The sequence below is a fragment of the Velazquezella soli genome, from assembly GCF_977018685.1.
Window position 1 is genome coordinate 1,682,360 of the sequence record NZ_CDRNXF010000004.1, and the last position, 15,366, is coordinate 1,697,725.

The window sequence follows — 15,366 nt, forward strand, 5'->3', positions numbered from 1 at the left end:
ATCCTCCTATTCGGAGATCGCCCAGGAGTGGAATACGGATGCCCGCTCCGCGGGAATCATCATGCGAGCGGCATTGGCCGCGCCGGATTCCGCCGACTTACCGGCAAGCTGCCGCTTCACTTGCTCGACACAGAAAGCGTGGGGCAGTTCGCCACCGCTTCTGGCTCGCATTTCGACGGCCAGACGCTCGACCAATTCGGGCGTCTTCATCAACTTCGAAACGGGGTATGAACTTGGTTTTGTCAGGCTGTTTGATGGGGTCATGGCTGTTCTCCCGTGCAACCAGAACGCACGCTAGCACCGAACACACCGATTCGAACATCGAATTTTTCGCAGATGACAACTACCAGTGGCCTTACAGTCATCAATTTCTTGAGAGCAGACTGCCCGGGCGTGCCAAAATGATCAGGGCCAGCGGACTGCCGGTGGCATCGAGGATAGAATCGATTCCACATTGCCGCCTGTCTTCAGGCCGAAAATGGTACCGCGGTCGTAGAGAAGGTTGAACTCCACGTAGCGGCCGCGACGGATCAGTTGCTCGTCGCGGTTCTCTTCGGTCCAGGGCCGGTTGAAATTGCCGCGGACGATCTTCGGGTAGAGGAGGTTGAAGGCGCGGCCGACATCCTGCGTGAAGGCGAAATCGGCATCCCAGCCGCCTTTTTCCGCATCCGAGTGGAGCCAGTCGAAAAAGATGCCGCCGACGCCGCGGGGCTCGTTGCGGTGCTTCAGGAAGAAATAGTCTTCGCACCATGCCTTGTAGCGCGGATAATCGGCGACCGCGTGGCGATTGCACGTGATTTCCATGACCCGGTGGAAAAGCTGGGTATCGGGGTCTTCCTGGCTGCGGCGGATGTCGAGGACCGGCGTCAGGTCGGCGCCGCCACCGAACCACTGGCTGGTGGTGACGACCATGCGGGTGTTCATGTGCACTGCCGGCACATTGGGATTGACCGGATGGGCAATGAGCGAAATGCCCGACGCCCAGAATGCGGGGTCTTCGTCGGCGCCGGGGATCTGCTTGCGGAATTCTTCGGAAAACTCGCCGTGGACGGTGGACGTGTGGACGCCGACCTTCTCGAAGACGCGGCCTTCCATCATCGACATCGTGCCGCCGCCGCCTTCGCCCTCGTTGCGAAGCCAGTTCTTCCGGGTAAAGCGGCCGGGCGGCTGATCGGAGAGCGGGCCGGTCAGCTCGTCTTCCAAAGCCTCGAAGGAAGCACAGATCGTGTCGCGGAGGCTCTCGAACCAGGCTCGCGCTGCTGCCTTCTTCTCTTCGAGATTTTCGGGCAGTTCCTTGGGCAATGCCGGCCGTTCCATGGTCTTTTCCTTTTCCGCTATGCCTTTGATCTGATTCCGTATCCTCGCCGGCGGCACTTAGCATCTCAGACTTGCGCCGGCCATTCCCAAGCGCGTGAGGCCGCCCTTTTTAAGCCAGGAAAACAGACTCGCAATGCGTGTGAGACCATATTATCTTGATGTCACCAGGTGCCGATAAGAGGGTTTGATGGCGAAATTCACACCCCCGCCACTCGACGGGCTGAAGCGCAGAATTCACCGCCACCGGCAGGAACAGGCCGGCGGACCGGGCAGTATGTTCGTGCGCGAGACATTTCTGATGACCCGCGAGGATGCCCGCGAAAAAGCGCGGCAATGGTTCGACGAATTTCCGAAGGCTGCCTACTGGACCGAAGTGGAAAGCTGGCGCCAGCTGGAGGGCGACCGCATCGAGTTCACCATGCGGAGACTTCCGACGGCGGACTAAGAAAGTCCCTCAGGCGCCGGGTTCGGCGAGGCGAAGGCGGCTTTCGATCAGTGCGCCGCTGTCATCGAGGATCGGATGCGCAACCGACACGATGTGCGCATTGATGCGTTTGAGGTCACGCAGCATGTCGAGATGCAGCGAGCTGGTCTGCAGGCTTTCCAGTCGTCCGTCACGCAACCGCTCCAGATGCTTTTCGGCGGACCGCTTTTCGAGCCGGCGGACTTCCACCTTGATTTCCATCAACTGCCGCGCCAGCGCCAGATCGCCGGTCTGGAAGATCGTCTGGGCGGTTCTCAGGTTGTCGACGGTCAGGCTGAGCAGCACCTGCAATTCATCGAAGCCGTCGTCCGAGAACTTGAGGCCGTGCGCGATCTTCTTGCGGACCTGTTCGGCGATGCCTTTTTCGATGATGTCGCCGATATGTTCGAGGTTGATCGCGTAATCGATGATGGCGATGGAGCGGCGCGCGTTCTCCGCATCGAGACCGGTGCGGCCCAGTTCCGACAGGTAGAGCTTCACATCCTGATGAAGGTGATCGACCCGTGACTCGAGCCCGGCGATGTCTGCAAGTGGTGCGATATCGTTACGTTTGAAGGCATTTTCGGTGCGGATCAGCATGCGCTCGATGGTGTCGCCGACGCCGAGCACTTCGCGCGTCGCGTTGGCGAGCGCCATCACAGGGTTGTCGAGCGCGTCCTGATCGAGGAAGCGGGGGCCGTCGTCTCGCTGCGGATCATCAGGGACGAGGCGAGCTGCAAGGCGGGAGACTTGGGCTGAGAACGGGAATACGACCAGCGCAAGCAGGATGTTGAAGGCGAGGTGTGCATCGACCGGGAGCTTTTCCGGCGACAGCGGCAGGGCTTGAACGGCATCGGCGACAGGGCCCGCGAGAGGCAACGCGATGGCGCAACCGATGCCGCGGGTTACAAGGTTGCCGAGCGTGATGCGTCTTGCAGCAGCCGGCGCAGAAAGAGTGGCGACGACGGGCGGAATGGCGCCACCGAGATTTGCGCCGAGGATGAGCACGATTACCAGGCCGGCGGAGACATTTCCGGTCGAGGCGAGCGAGAGGATCAGCACCACGACCGCCAGGCTGGACGACGAAACGAAAGCCAGAACCGCCGACAGGATCAGCGCCACCGGCCACGCGTCATCGAGCAGGCCGATAAAGGCCGCGAGCGCCGGCGACTGGCGCATCGGTTCGGTGGCGAGCCCAAGCAGATGCAGCGACAGCAGCATCAGGCCGACGCCTATCATGGCCGTGCCGCCGCCTTTGCGGGCTGGCGATGCACCGCGAAGCATGACCAGACCGAGGAGGATGAGAAGGGGCGACAGCCACTCGATGCCGGTCGCGACCAGCCAGGCGGTAACGGCGGTGCCGACATTGGCGCCGAGGAGCACGATCTGCGCCATGCGTGGACGCACCATGCCGCGTTCGGCAAACGACGCGAGCGTCAGCGCGGTGGCGGTCGAACTTTGCAGGGCGATCGTGGCGACAAGGCCGGAGACGAAGGATCGCAGGCTGCTGCTGGTGCCGCGGGCTAGACCCGTCTTGAGGCGTGTCCCGAAGGCGCGGGTGACGCCATCCTTGATCTGCGCAAGGCCAAACAGAAGCAGGGCCACGGCGCCGAAAAGATTGATGATCACGATGGTGGATTGCATATCGGATTGTCTTCGCCCGGGGACGGTTCCTATCGAATGAAGTGCGATAATGAATTGCCGGCTAACGAATATAGGCCGATTGCAGCGATGTGCAAATCACTGTTCGCGACAGTTTTTTACGCGTTTCCGCGCTGCCGCGGGAACGCGGATCAGGCAGCGTCTTCGATGGCTTGCTCTTTCACCATGACCGGCGTGAGTTCGAGACCCAATGCCTTCATCACCTTCAGGATGGTGGTAAATTCCGGGTTGCCTTCGCCACTCAAGGCCTTGTAGAGCGCCGCGCGGCTCATGCCTGTCTTGCGGGCAAGCTTGCTCATGTTGCGGGCCTTGGCAACCGTGCCAAGGCATTTCGCAATGAAGGCCGGATCGCCTTCCTCGAAGGCTGCGACCATGAATTCGAGACAGTCTTCCTCAGAGTTCAGGTGTTCGGAAATATCGAATGGACGAGTCTCCAGAGGCATCGAACTATCCTTTCCAAAACGCAGCCAATTTTCTGGCCTCAGCGATGTCTCTCGCCTGACTATCCTTGTCGCCCCCACACAGCAGGAGCAAAATGGTGCGATCGCGCCGCACGAAATACACGCGGTAGCCTGGGCCGTGGTGAATTCGCATCTCGCTTATGCCCTCACCGACGGGCTTGATATCGCCGAGATTTCCTTCCTTCGCTCTGCCGATGCGGGCCAAAATTCGCGTCGCGGCACGTCTGTCCACGAGGTCGTCGATCCAGGTATCGAATACGGACGTGGATAGAATTTTGTACATAATATGTACTCTATGGAGTGCAGTCGTGCAACATCATAGAATAAACTCAGGCGTGTAAAAGACGCGAAATGCGCGTGCCGTTTATGAGGCGAAACCCGTCTGTCTCAGCGCCTCTCCTGATATCATTGCGGCCGACATGGCGACGTTGATGGAGCGTTGTCCTTCGCGCATCGGGATCAGTATGCGGGCATCCGCCGTTTCGTGGATGAGGTCCGGAACGCCGGCGCTCTCGCGGCCGAACAGCAGGATGTCGCCGGGCTGAAACTGGAAGTCCACGTAGGGTTGGGCGGCCTTTGTGGAGGCGAGGACCAGCCGCCGGTTTTCGGATCTCCGCCAGTCGTCGAACTGCTGCCAGTTGACGTGGCGGGTAAGTTCGACGCTTGCCAGGTAATCCATTCCAGAGCGTTTCAGGTTGCGATCGGAAATATCGAAGCCCGCCGGTTCGATGATATCGACGCCGAGGCCGAGGCAGGCGGCGAGCCTCAGGATCGTGCCGGTATTGCCGGGAATGTCGGGCTGGTAGAGGGCGATGCGCAGCTTTGTCATGGTTTTCCTTAAAGCCGAGCCGACCGTGCGGCTCAAGCGGTTCTGCGCGGTTTCGATCGGATTGCTGCGGATTTGGGACTTTTCAAAATGGCAATCAACGGGTAAAAGGGCATCGATCTTTAACGCCAGCCTATGGAGGCCTACATGGATATGACCGTGCTTACGCGCCTCCGCCCCCCGGTATTTGTCCGACAGGCTTAGGCGTCCGCGGTTTCACGCAGTCCTTTTCCACCTTTGTATTTTGCACGGCCGATATCCGGCAGCGCTCACCACATAACTGACCGGTTCGCCGTCGGCGCGTTTGCGTTGCGTGAAGCGGGTCCGATTGACGGAGCTATCAATGTTTTCCTGGTTCGAACGGCGGGTTCACCCTTATCCCGAGGAGACCCCAGGCCTGCCGCCTGCCGGCCTGATCGCCTTCCTCTGGCACTATACCAAGCCGGTCTGGCCCTGGGTGCTGATCATGTCGGTCTGCACGATGTTCATCGCGCTCGGCGAAGTGATGCTGTTCCAGTTTCTGGGCAATATCGTCGACTGGCTGACGCATGCGGAGCGTTCGACCTTCCTTCAGAACGAGGGAATGACGCTGGTTGCCATGGCACTGATGGTGCTGGTCGGGCTGCCGCTCGTCGCCGGCCTCAATTCGCTTATCATGCACCAGATCCTGATGGGCAATTTCCCGATGATCGCCCGCTGGCAGATGCACCGGTTCCTGCTCAACCACTCGATGACCTTCTTTGCCAACGAGTTTGCGGGTCGCGTCTCGACCAAGGTCATGCAGACGTCGCTCGCGATCCGCGAAGTGGTGATGAAGGTGCTCGACGTCTTCGTCTATGTGGCAACCTACTTCATCTCGATGGTGGCGGTGGTTGCGGTCGCGGATATCCGTCTGGCGGTGCCGTTGGTGGTCTGGATCGCCTTTTATTCGGCAACCGTCGCCTACTACGTTCCCAAGCTCCGGAAGATCTCGGCAGCGCAGGCGGATGCGCGCTCGATGATGACCGGGCGTGTCGTCGACAGCTACACCAACATCGCGACGGTGAAGCTGTTTTCGCATTCCGGCCGTGAGGAAGACTACGCCAAGGATGCGATGGACGTGTTCCTGAAGACCGTGCATGGGCAGATGCGCAAGGTGACCGCGTTCCAGGTGCTGGTCTATTTCTACAACTGTGCAGCCCTGTTTGCCGTCGCGACGCTGTCGATCTGGTTCTGGCTGGACAGCGCGATCTCGATCGGCGCCATTGCCATCGCGATCGGCCTTGCAATGCGCATCAACGGCATGTCGCAGTGGATCATGTGGGAAGTCTCGGCGCTGTTTGAGAATATCGGCACGGTCTATGACGGCATGTCGATGATGACCAAGCCGCATGACGTCACCGATGTCGAGGATGCGTCGAAGCTTTCGGCGGCGAAAGGCCATATCGTCTACGACGACGTGCGCTTCCATTACGGCAAGGCAGCGGGCGTCATCGACGGGCTGACGCTGGATATCAAGGCCGGCGAGAAGGTTGGTCTGGTCGGGCGCTCCGGGGCCGGCAAGACGACTCTGATGAACCTGCTCCTGCGGTTCTACGATCTGGAAAGCGGGCGGATCACCATCGACGGGCAGGACATTGCCGGTGTGACGCAGGACAGTTTGCGGTCCTTGGTCGGCGTGGTGACACAGGACACATCGCTGCTGCATCGCTCGATCCGCGACAATATCGCCTATGGCCGGCCGGACGCGACCGATGCCGAGATCATCGAGGCGACCAAGCGGGCCAATGCCTGGGACTTCGTGGAAAGCCTTGTCGATCTTCAGGGGCGCAAGGGGCTCGACGCGCATGTGGGCGAACGGGGCGTAAAGCTTTCGGGTGGCCAGCGTCAGCGGATCGCGATCGCCCGCGTGTTCCTGAAAGATGCGCCGATCCTGGTGCTGGACGAGGCGACCTCGGCGCTGGATTCGGAAGTCGAAGCGGCAATCCAGGAAAACCTGTTTGCCCTGATGCAGGGCAAGACGGTCATCGCCATCGCGCATCGGCTGTCGACACTCACGGAGATGGACCGGGTGATCGTGCTCGACCGGGGCGCCATCGTCGAGACCGGCACGCATCGCGAACTGGCGGATCAGGGCGGCATCTATGCGGACCTCTGGAACCGTCAGTCCGGCGGCTTCATCGGGCATGAGGACGAGGGCCAGGCTGCCGAGTAAACCGTTGACGGAAGAGGCTTGCGGTCACCGGGAAACCGGCGGCCGACAACGGTCGTCACGCGTCCGATGGGCGCTGGACGCTTCCGATCGGCGGGAGGGCGCGACGCCAACGATTCATAACTTGTTGCGCATGTTCCGAGCCACCCCGGGATGGTCGCTCACGCTCTCGGCGGCTCCCTAGGGAACGACGCCGCGGTTAGCGAAACATTCAACAATGTCAGGTATTTGCGACGACGCTAATATTTTTTTATGGCCGAGACGCAGTAAGTTTTCCTTTATATAAAGCTGTCAAGTCTCGAGGGATTAAACTCCCTCTCATTTCGGCTCCGGTCCCAGATGTTCAGCAAGATAAAGATCAAGTTTCTTCTGCCCGCTCTCTTCGGCATCACCGTTCTGCTGGTGATCCTTCAGGGCGCACTCGCCATGCGCTCCGTCAACCAGCTCGATGCTCAGACGTCCAATATCAGCCGTCGCATGGAACGCTCGGTGATGACCTCCAATATGGACAGGATCCTGTCCGATATCCGGCGTCTTTATTTGATGGCGCTTTCGGCCAGCAATGCCGCTGACCAGAAGCAGTGGCTCGATCAGATCCGCGCCAAGACGCAAGAGCGTGCCGAGGCTTTCAAGACATTCGCCGACACGGCCAGCCTCGATGTGACCAAGGACAAGATCGAAAAGCTCGAAGCGATCGTTGCCGATTACGACAAGCTGGGAGCTCAGTTCGTCAGCCTGCTGGGGGCCTCGCGCGTCTATGAGGCCAAGGCCGTCATCGCGCAGATGGTGCCCAAAGGCGGCGAGGCCGGCGATGTGATGCTGGACATGATCAACGACAACCGGCTGCACAGCCTCGAATACGGCAAGGTCGCCGATAGCGCCGCACGGTTTGCAGCGATCTCGACGATTGTCGTCGTCGTCTTCGCAACACTTCTCGCGCTTGCTGCAGGGCTTTTGTCCTACTTCCGCGTTGCGCGCCCGATTGCCGACATTACCGGTTCGATGAACACACTTGCCTCCGGTAACGCGCAGGTTGCGATCCCTTACGCGGGGCGGAAGGATGAAATCGGCGAGATGGCAGCAGCCGTCTCCGTGTTCCGCAACAACGCCCTGGAGCGCGAGCGCCTGGAGCGGGAAACCGAAGCCAGCCGTTCGATGAGCGAGAGCGAGCGGATTGCTCGGGAGGAGCAGAAGGCGCATGAGGCTGCCGAGGTTTCGTTTGCCGTCGATAGTCTTGCCAACGGTCTAAACAGCCTGTCGCACGGCGATATGACCTTCCGCATCGGTCAGCCGTTCGCCGGACAGCTCGATCAGCTGCGCGTCAACTTCAACGCCTCGATGGACAATCTGCAGACTGTCCTTCGGTCGGTCGGCGACAATGCCCGGATGATCGATGCCGGTGCCAACGAGATCCGCTCTGCCGCAGACGATCTGTCGAAGCGTACCGAGCAGCAGGCGGCATCGGTCGAAGAGACCGCTGCGGCGCTCGAGGAAGTAACGACGGCCGTGAAGGATTCGGCAGCCCGTGCCGGAGAAGCCGGCAAGCTCGTCGAGCACACCCGCAACGGTGCCGAAAAGTCCGGCGATATCGTTCGCCAGGCCGTCGTTGCGATGGAAGCGATCGAAAAGTCGTCCGGCGAGATCGGCAACATCATCTGCGTGATCGACGACATCGCTTTCCAGACCAATCTTCTGGCGCTGAACGCCGGTGTCGAGGCAGCCAGGGCCGGCGAGGCCGGCAAAGGCTTTGCGGTCGTTGCCCAGGAAGTCCGCGAACTTGCCCAGCGGTCCGCGAAAGCGGCGCGTGAGATCAAGGTTCTGATTGGTGCTTCGGGCGAAAAGGTGCGTGACGGCGTTGCGCTGGTCGGCCAGACAGGGGCTGCCTTGCAATCGATCGTGACCGAAGTGCAGCAGATTAACACGAACGTCGCCTCGATCGTCGTGTCTTCGCGTGAGCAGTCGACGGGTCTGTCGGAGATCAGCACCTCGGTCAATCATATGGACCAGGGCACCCAGCAGAACGCGGCCATGGTAGAGCAGACGACGGCTGCCAGCCACAGCCTTGCCGCGCAGGCCGCATCGCTGATCGAGCTTTTGGCACAGTTCAAGCTGAAAGAGGGACGTAGTGCCGTCCGCTCGGCCACGCCTGCATCGCGACCGGCACAGTCACCCGTGCGTGCAATGGGCAACCGGATTGCCTCGGCATTCGGCGGCGGTCAGGCTGCGGCCAAGCAGGAATGGTCGGAGTTCTGATCCTCTGCCAAAATGATGAGTTCTGGAGACGGCTGCTTCGGCGGCCGTTTTCGTTTTGAAGCCCGCCTTATGAAAAGCGGGCGATTGCGGAATTATCCGGCGACAGCCGCATCCCAGCCTTTGCCCCTTTCGAAATCCGCCTATATCCTGCGGCATGATCATTCGTCTCTTCCGCGCCTTCGAAAATTATGTTCAGCCGTTTGCGCGCAAGGACGATCTGCGTCCGCCCGAAGACGTGTTCGCCTTTATCTGGTTCTACATCTCGCAGGCCAAGGCGCCGTTCTTCGGGATGCTCATTCTGGGTGGTCTGACGGCGGCGATCGAGGCGGCGCTGTTCTGGTTCGTCGGGCGGCTCGTGGATATCCTGTCGACGATCAAGCCGGGTGACGGCTGGACGGTGCTGCTCGACCAGCATGGCGGCGAGCTGTTGGGCATGCTGGTGCTGATCGGTGTCGTGCGCTTCCTGGTGACGATGTCGACCGCGCTGATCGACCAGCAGATCATTACGCCCGGGTTCTACAACCTGATGCGCTGGCAGTCCTACATGCATGTGGCGCGGCAATCGCTGTCGTTTTTCCAGAACGACTTTTCCGGCCGGATCGTCACCAAGGTCTGGTCGGGCGGGCAGGCGGCGGGCGATCTCGTCACCTCGCTGATGGAAAGCGTCTGGTTCGTCACGATCTACTCGGTCTCCATGCTGGTCCTGGTTGGCGGGCTCGACCTGCGGCTCGGCGTACTCGTCTGCGTCTGGGTGCTGGTGTTCGGGTTCCTCGCCCGCTATTTCGTGCCGCGCATCCGCTATCACTCGCGCGAGACGGCGGAGGCCGCCTCCATGCTCAACGGCCGCATGGTCGACGCCTACAGCAATATCCAGACGCTGAAACTGTTTGGGCGCGACGAGGCCAATGACCGCTACATGCGGCAGGGCTTTGAGACCTATCAGACCACGCTCATCCACTTTACCCGTTTCATCACCGGCGTCCGGGCGTCGATGGCGCTGCTGTCGGGCATCATGATCAGCAGCATGGCGGCGCTGTCGATCCATCTGTGGCTGTCCGGGCTGATCAGTTCCGGCGCGGTCGCGTTCACCTTGGCGCTGGTGCTGCGGCTCAATTTCCTGCTCGGCCGTCTGATGACCCAGTTCAACGGCATCATGCGCAATTTCGGCACCGTCCAGAATGCCGCCGAGCTGATCTCCAAGCCGATCGGGCTGGTGGACGTGTCCGATGCGAGGGAGCTTAAGGTGGCGCAGCCGGAGATCCGGTTTGAGAACATCCGGTTTCACTACGGCAAGGGCGAGGGCGTGATCGACAACCTGTCGCTATCCATCCGGGCGGGAGAGAAGATCGGGATCGTTGGACGATCGGGGGCGGGCAAGTCGACGCTCGTCAACCTGCTGCTGCGCTTCTACGATCTGGAGGGCGGGCGCATCCTCATCGACGGGCAGGACATTGCGACGGTGAGCCAGGAGTCGCTGCGTGCCAATCTCGGCATGGTGACGCAGGACACGTCGCTGCTGCATCGCTCGCTTCGCGACAACATCCTGTTCGGGAGACCCGATGCGACCGACGCACAGCTTCTCGATGCGGCCAAGAAGGCCGAGGCAGACGGGTTTATTCAGACGCTGACCGACCAGCGCGGCCGCCGCGGGTTCGATGCGCATGTGGGCGAGCGCGGCGTGAAACTGTCGGGCGGACAGCGACAGCGGGTGGCGATTGCCCGGGTGATGCTGAAGGACGCGCCAATCCTGGTGCTGGACGAGGCAACATCGGCGCTCGATTCGGAAGTGGAAGCGGCGATCCAGTCCAATCTGGAGCGGCTGATGCAGGGCAAGACCGTGCTCGCGATCGCGCACCGGCTTTCGACGATCGCGACGCTCGACCGGCTGATCGTGATGGACAAGGGCGCCATCATCGAGCAGGGGACCCATAACGAGCTGATTGCGGCGGGCGGTCTCTACGCGGATCTCTGGTCGCGCCAGTCTGGCGGGTTTCTGGGGATCGAAGACGAAGGCGACGTGGTCAAGGTCCGGTAATCGCGATGTCGGCGATCAGCCCGGCGTGGTTGGAGCCGTAGGTGTTCGGCATGCGAGTGAGCGACTTTATCTTGAGCGGGGCACGCACATAGACGTGGTCGATCGCCAGACCCAGCATCCGCGCCCGGACTGGCCAGGTGGGCGGCTCGAAGGCGGCGGTCTTCAGCCCCGTCGAGTTCAAAAACATCCGCATGTTGGGTGGCAGGCTTGAGGCGTTGAAATCGCCTGACAGAACCAGCGGGCCATCGGTGGCGGTGATGGCGAGCGCTGCATTCATGAGTTCCATCGTGTGGAAGTTGTCGAAATACGGCTTCGTCGTATGGATGCCGACGACATGGACCTTGCGCCCGGAGACCGTGACCTCGCCCATGATGAAGCGATTGTCGAAGATATTGCTCAGGCTTCGAACCGAAGCGTTTTCGATCGGGGTTTTTGAAAACATCATCTGGTCGCACTCTTCCATGAGCACGCCGCAGCCGACGCGGTAGGGATAGACCGTGGCGATCTGCGTCAGATGTTCGTAAAGCGATTCGCCTTCCATGATGTTCACCACATCGGCGCCCGATGACAGGATGGCGCGGGTGATGCCCTCGGCATTTTCGTAGTTTTCGGAGAGGATGTTGAAGGACATCAGCCGGAAGGTCGGTGCGCTCTGATCGGCAGGCGTGACCTCCGCCGCAATTTCGCGCGCCATCCACAGAGGGTGCGCGGTCAAAAGTAGCGCGACCAGAAGCAGGGCATAGCTTGCGAGGTTGCGGTGGATGAGAAGCGCGACCGCCATGGCGACGACGCAGGTCGCGGCCGCATGAAATTGCAGGCTGTGGAGCGTTGCGAGGATCCAGTGAGGCCGCAGATAGCGTGTCAAGATCGCGAGAAGGACCAGCGACACGATGACGCAGATGGCGACCGATAACGTCTTTCTCATTCAGGATTTCCGAGCCGGCTGCCATGAAGCTTTCTGCCGCCTAGCATGCCGTTCCGCCACTGGCAACGCAACAGGCCCGGCCGGGGGCAAGGAAGGGCAGGCGATCTGGGGTTGTGGCCGCTTCGCCACGCCCGCGCGTCCCGGGGTGGGGCAGTTCGAACCAATGCGGCGCATATCCGGCAATACAGGGGGACGGTCCGCATCCTGGCCAGAATGTGGCGGGCAGGCACTTGCCAAGTTGGGACTTTATCTGCGATCAAGCACATGAGGCGCTATTTGCTGGGATTCCCAAGGCATGAGTGTGTCGGGGGAGCCGCGCGGAGGAGCGATGCGGATTTATCCGCTGGAGCGTGAGAGGATGACTGACCGTGAGCGAGCACGATACGCATAGTGCACGCGTGGAGCCCCATTCGGGTGAACCCACGCGGCGCGATTTCCTATATTTGACAACCGGCATGGCTGGCGCCGTGGGCGTCGCGGCTGTTGCCTGGCCGTTCATCGACCAGATGCGGCCTGATGCATCGACGCTTGCGCTCGCATCGATCGAAGTGAATGTCGCAGCTCTTGAGCCGGGTATGTCGCTCACCGTCAAATGGCGGGGCAAGCCGGTGTTCATCCGCAACCGGACGCCGAAGGAACTCGAGGAGGCCAACAAGGTCGAGCTTGCCGCGCTCAAGGATCCGGTGGCACGCAATGCCAACCTGCCGGCCGATGCGGAAGCATCCGGCGTCGATCGTTCTGCCGGCGCCGGCAAGGAAAACTGGATCGTGATGATCGGCTCCTGCACCCATCTGGGTTGCGTGCCGCTCGGTCAGTCCGGGGACTTCGGCGGGTGGTTCTGTCCGTGTCATGGGTCGCACTACGATACGGCAGGCCGTATCCGTAAGGGACCCGCTCCGCAAAACCTGGCCATCCCGACGTTCGCATTTGCGTCGGATACCGTGATCCGGATCGGGTGAGGGGAGCATTCTCATGAGCGATCATTCGTCCTACCAGCCATCCACCGGCATTGAAAAATGGGTCGACCAGCGGCTGCCGCTGCCGCGTCTGATCCATGACAGTTTCATCTCGTTTCCGGTGCCGAGAAACCTCAACTACGCCTATACGTTCGGCGCCATGCTTGCGGTCATGCTGATCGTACAGATCCTGACCGGCGTCGTGCTGGCCATGCATTACACCGCATCGACGGTCGACGCGTTCGACTCGGTCGAGAAGATCATGCGCGACGTAAACCATGGTTGGCTGCTGCGCTACATGCACGCCAACGGCGCGTCGTTCTTCTTTATCGCCGTCTATCTGCATATCGGACGCGGTCTGTACTACGGTTCCTACAAGGCGCCGCGCGAAATCCTCTGGATCCTCGGCGTCGTCATCTATCTCCTGATGATGGCGACCGGGTTCATGGGTTATGTTCTGCCCTGGGGGCAGATGTCGTTCTGGGGCGCCACCGTCATCACCGGCTTCTTCTCGGCCTTCCCGCTGGTGGGTGAATGGATACAGCAGTTCCTGCTCGGCGGCTTTGCCGTCGACCAGCCGACGCTCAACCGCTTCTTCTCGCTGCATTACCTGCTGCCGTTCATGATAACGGGCGTCGTCATCCTGCACATCTGGGCACTGCATGTGACCGGCCAGACCAACCCGACCGGAGTCGAGATCAAGACGAAGACGGATACGGTGCCGTTCACGCCTTATGCGACGCTCAAGGATGCGCTCGGCGTTTCGGTGTTCCTGATCGTCTATGCCTGGTTCATCTTCTACATGCCGAACTATCTCGGCCATCCTGATAACTACATCCCGGCCGATGCATTGAAGACCCCGGCACATATCGTGCCCGAATGGTACTACCTGCCATTCTACGCGATGCTGCGCGCGATCACCTTCAACTTCCTGTTTATCGACTCGAAGCTCGGCGGCGTGCTGGTGATGTTCGGTGCGATCATCATCCTGTTCTTCGTGCCATGGCTCGATACGTCGAAGGTGCGCTCGGCCGTGTACCGGCCCTGGTACAAGACGTTCTACTGGATCTTCGTCGTCAACGCGATCCTGCTCGGCTGGCTCGGATCACAGCCGGCGGAAGGCATTTTCGTCGTGCTGTCGCAGATCGGGACGGCCTACTATTTCGGCTTCTTCCTCGTGATCATGCCGCTGCTCGGCCTGTTCGAGACACCACGCCGCATTCCGAATTCGATCACGGAAGCGGTGCTGGAGAAACAGGGCAGAACAGCCAATGCCGGCGTCGCGGCCGCTCAGGCAAATGCCTGAGCGCAGGCGGGAGGAGACATACATGAAGAAGATCACACTCGGCCTCGCTTCGCTCACACTGGCACTTGGCCTCACCATGGGATCGTTGAGCGCGCAGGAAAAGCATGACGTCGGCGCCGGCACAGCCGGTGGCGGCGGCGGTGACCATGCGGAAGGCGGCACGCCGCATTATCCGCTGCGTCATCCGGAACCTGTGGACTGGACCTTTGCCGGTCCCTTCGGCCACTACGACAAGGGCCAGCTGCAGCGCGGCCTCAAGGTCTATACGGAAGTCTGTTCCGCCTGCCATTCGATGCGGCTCGTGTCGTTCCGCACGCTTGAGGATCTCGGCTATTCGGACGGTCAGGTGAAGGCGCTTGCGGCCAATTACGAGGTGCAGGACGGTCCGAACGACGACGGCGAGATGTTTACCCGCAAGGCCGTACCATCGGACCACTTTCCGTCGCCCTATCCGAACGCCCAGGCAGCGGCGGCGGCCAACAACGGTGCTGCACCGCCTGATATGTCGTTGCTTGCCAAGGCGCGCGGCATCACCCGCGGCTTCCCGCAGTTCGTGTTCGACATCTTTACCCAGTACCAGGAAGGCGGCCCGGACTATATCCACGCGCTGCTGACCGGCTACCAGGATCCGCCTCCGGGCGTGGAAGTCGCACCGGGGACGCACTACAATCCTTACTTTGCCAATGCCTCAGCGCTCGCCATGGCCCCGCCGATCAGCAACGATCAGGTGAGCTATGACGACGGTACGCCGCAGACGGTGGATCAGTATTCGAAGGACGTCGCCGCGTTCCTGATGTTTACTGCCGAGCCGCATCTGGAAGAGCGCAAGCGCACCGGTTTCATGGTGATGATCTTCCTGGTGATCTTTACGGGGCTGATCTATCTGACCAAGAAATCGGTCTATGCCCGCAAGCCGCATTGATATTTAAGGTCTTCATGGAAAAGGCGGCTTCGGCCGCCTTTTTTGTTGT

At 60.8% G+C, this 15,366-nt stretch carries 14 protein-coding genes; 7 read left to right on the forward strand and 7 right to left on the reverse strand.

Going from position 1 to position 15,366, the window contains the following annotated elements; translation table 11 throughout:
• Positions 1 to 6 precede the first annotated feature (6 nt).
• Both AC0JZ8_RS11710 and hemF read right to left on the reverse strand, forming a co-directional pair.
• Entirely contained in the window at positions 7 to 264 is a 258-nt protein-coding gene (locus tag AC0JZ8_RS11710; RefSeq protein ID WP_082472020.1) for a hypothetical protein, read from the reverse strand.
• Between the two features lie 141 nt (positions 265 to 405).
• Complete coding sequence (gene hemF, locus AC0JZ8_RS11715) at positions 406 to 1,317, reverse strand: oxygen-dependent coproporphyrinogen oxidase (protein WP_062455712.1); 912 nt, start codon at positions 1,315 to 1,317, stop codon at positions 406 to 408.
• 187 nt (positions 1,318 to 1,504) lie between these two features.
• Between hemF and AC0JZ8_RS11720 the strand changes: the two genes are divergently transcribed.
• On the forward strand, positions 1,505 to 1,762 hold the full coding sequence (locus AC0JZ8_RS11720) for a hypothetical protein (protein ID WP_062455715.1): 258 nt from the start codon (positions 1,505 to 1,507) through the stop codon (positions 1,760 to 1,762).
• Between the two features lie 9 nt (positions 1,763 to 1,771).
• On the opposite strand, the gene AC0JZ8_RS11725 is transcribed toward AC0JZ8_RS11720, so the two are convergent.
• From AC0JZ8_RS11725 to AC0JZ8_RS11740, 4 genes are all read right to left on the reverse strand, one after another.
• Positions 1,772 to 3,424: a Na/Pi cotransporter family protein gene (locus AC0JZ8_RS11725; protein WP_471892563.1), complete on the reverse strand. Its 1,653-nt coding sequence runs from the start codon at positions 3,422 to 3,424 to the stop codon at positions 1,772 to 1,774.
• Positions 3,425 to 3,573: 149 nt separating this feature from the next.
• Positions 3,574 to 3,885 (reverse strand): addiction module antidote protein, encoded by a 312-nt coding sequence (locus AC0JZ8_RS11730; protein ID WP_092660343.1) that lies wholly within the window; start codon positions 3,883 to 3,885, stop codon positions 3,574 to 3,576.
• Between the two features lie 4 nt (positions 3,886 to 3,889).
• Positions 3,890 to 4,186, reverse strand: a complete 297-nt coding sequence (locus AC0JZ8_RS11735) for a type II toxin-antitoxin system RelE/ParE family toxin (protein WP_092660345.1) — start codon at positions 4,184 to 4,186, stop codon at positions 3,890 to 3,892.
• A gap of 81 nt (positions 4,187 to 4,267) precedes the next feature.
• Positions 4,268 to 4,732 (reverse strand): tRNA (cytidine(34)-2'-O)-methyltransferase, encoded by a 465-nt coding sequence (locus tag AC0JZ8_RS11740; RefSeq protein WP_471892564.1) that lies wholly within the window; start codon positions 4,730 to 4,732, stop codon positions 4,268 to 4,270.
• A gap of 340 nt (positions 4,733 to 5,072) precedes the next feature.
• Between AC0JZ8_RS11740 and AC0JZ8_RS11745 the strand changes: the two genes are divergently transcribed.
• The 3 genes from AC0JZ8_RS11745 to AC0JZ8_RS11755 all read left to right on the forward strand — a co-directional run bounded on the left by AC0JZ8_RS11745 (position 5,073) and on the right by AC0JZ8_RS11755 (position 11,208).
• Positions 5,073 to 6,923, forward strand: coding sequence for an ABC transporter ATP-binding protein (locus AC0JZ8_RS11745; RefSeq protein ID WP_062455728.1), 1,851 nt, complete (start codon positions 5,073 to 5,075; stop codon positions 6,921 to 6,923).
• A gap of 336 nt (positions 6,924 to 7,259) precedes the next feature.
• Positions 7,260 to 9,173 (forward strand): HAMP domain-containing methyl-accepting chemotaxis protein, encoded by a 1,914-nt coding sequence (locus tag AC0JZ8_RS11750; RefSeq protein WP_471892565.1) that lies wholly within the window; start codon positions 7,260 to 7,262, stop codon positions 9,171 to 9,173.
• Between the two features lie 154 nt (positions 9,174 to 9,327).
• On the forward strand, positions 9,328 to 11,208 hold the full coding sequence (locus AC0JZ8_RS11755) for an ABC transporter ATP-binding protein (protein ID WP_092660353.1): 1,881 nt from the start codon (positions 9,328 to 9,330) through the stop codon (positions 11,206 to 11,208).
• Here the strand turns inward: AC0JZ8_RS11755 and AC0JZ8_RS11760 are convergent.
• Positions 11,195 to 12,133, reverse strand: a complete 939-nt coding sequence (locus tag AC0JZ8_RS11760) for an endonuclease/exonuclease/phosphatase family protein (protein WP_113167702.1) — start codon at positions 12,131 to 12,133, stop codon at positions 11,195 to 11,197. The genes AC0JZ8_RS11755 and AC0JZ8_RS11760 overlap by 14 nt on opposite strands.
• Positions 12,134 to 12,501: 368 nt before the next feature.
• On the opposite strand from AC0JZ8_RS11760, the gene petA reads away from it, so the two are divergent.
• From petA to AC0JZ8_RS11775, 3 genes are read left to right on the forward strand one after another with little or no spacing between them, the layout of a single operon-like run.
• Positions 12,502 to 13,092: a ubiquinol-cytochrome c reductase iron-sulfur subunit gene (gene petA, locus AC0JZ8_RS11765; RefSeq protein WP_062582935.1), complete on the forward strand. Its 591-nt coding sequence runs from the start codon at positions 12,502 to 12,504 to the stop codon at positions 13,090 to 13,092.
• Positions 13,093 to 13,105: 13 nt separating this feature from the next.
• Positions 13,106 to 14,395 (forward strand): cytochrome b, encoded by a 1,290-nt coding sequence (locus tag AC0JZ8_RS11770; protein WP_062455743.1) that lies wholly within the window; start codon positions 13,106 to 13,108, stop codon positions 14,393 to 14,395.
• Positions 14,396 to 14,417: 22 nt separating this feature from the next.
• Positions 14,418 to 15,317 (forward strand): cytochrome c1, encoded by a 900-nt coding sequence (locus AC0JZ8_RS11775; RefSeq protein WP_062455745.1) that lies wholly within the window; start codon positions 14,418 to 14,420, stop codon positions 15,315 to 15,317.
• The last annotated feature ends 49 nt before the right edge of the window (positions 15,318 to 15,366 follow it).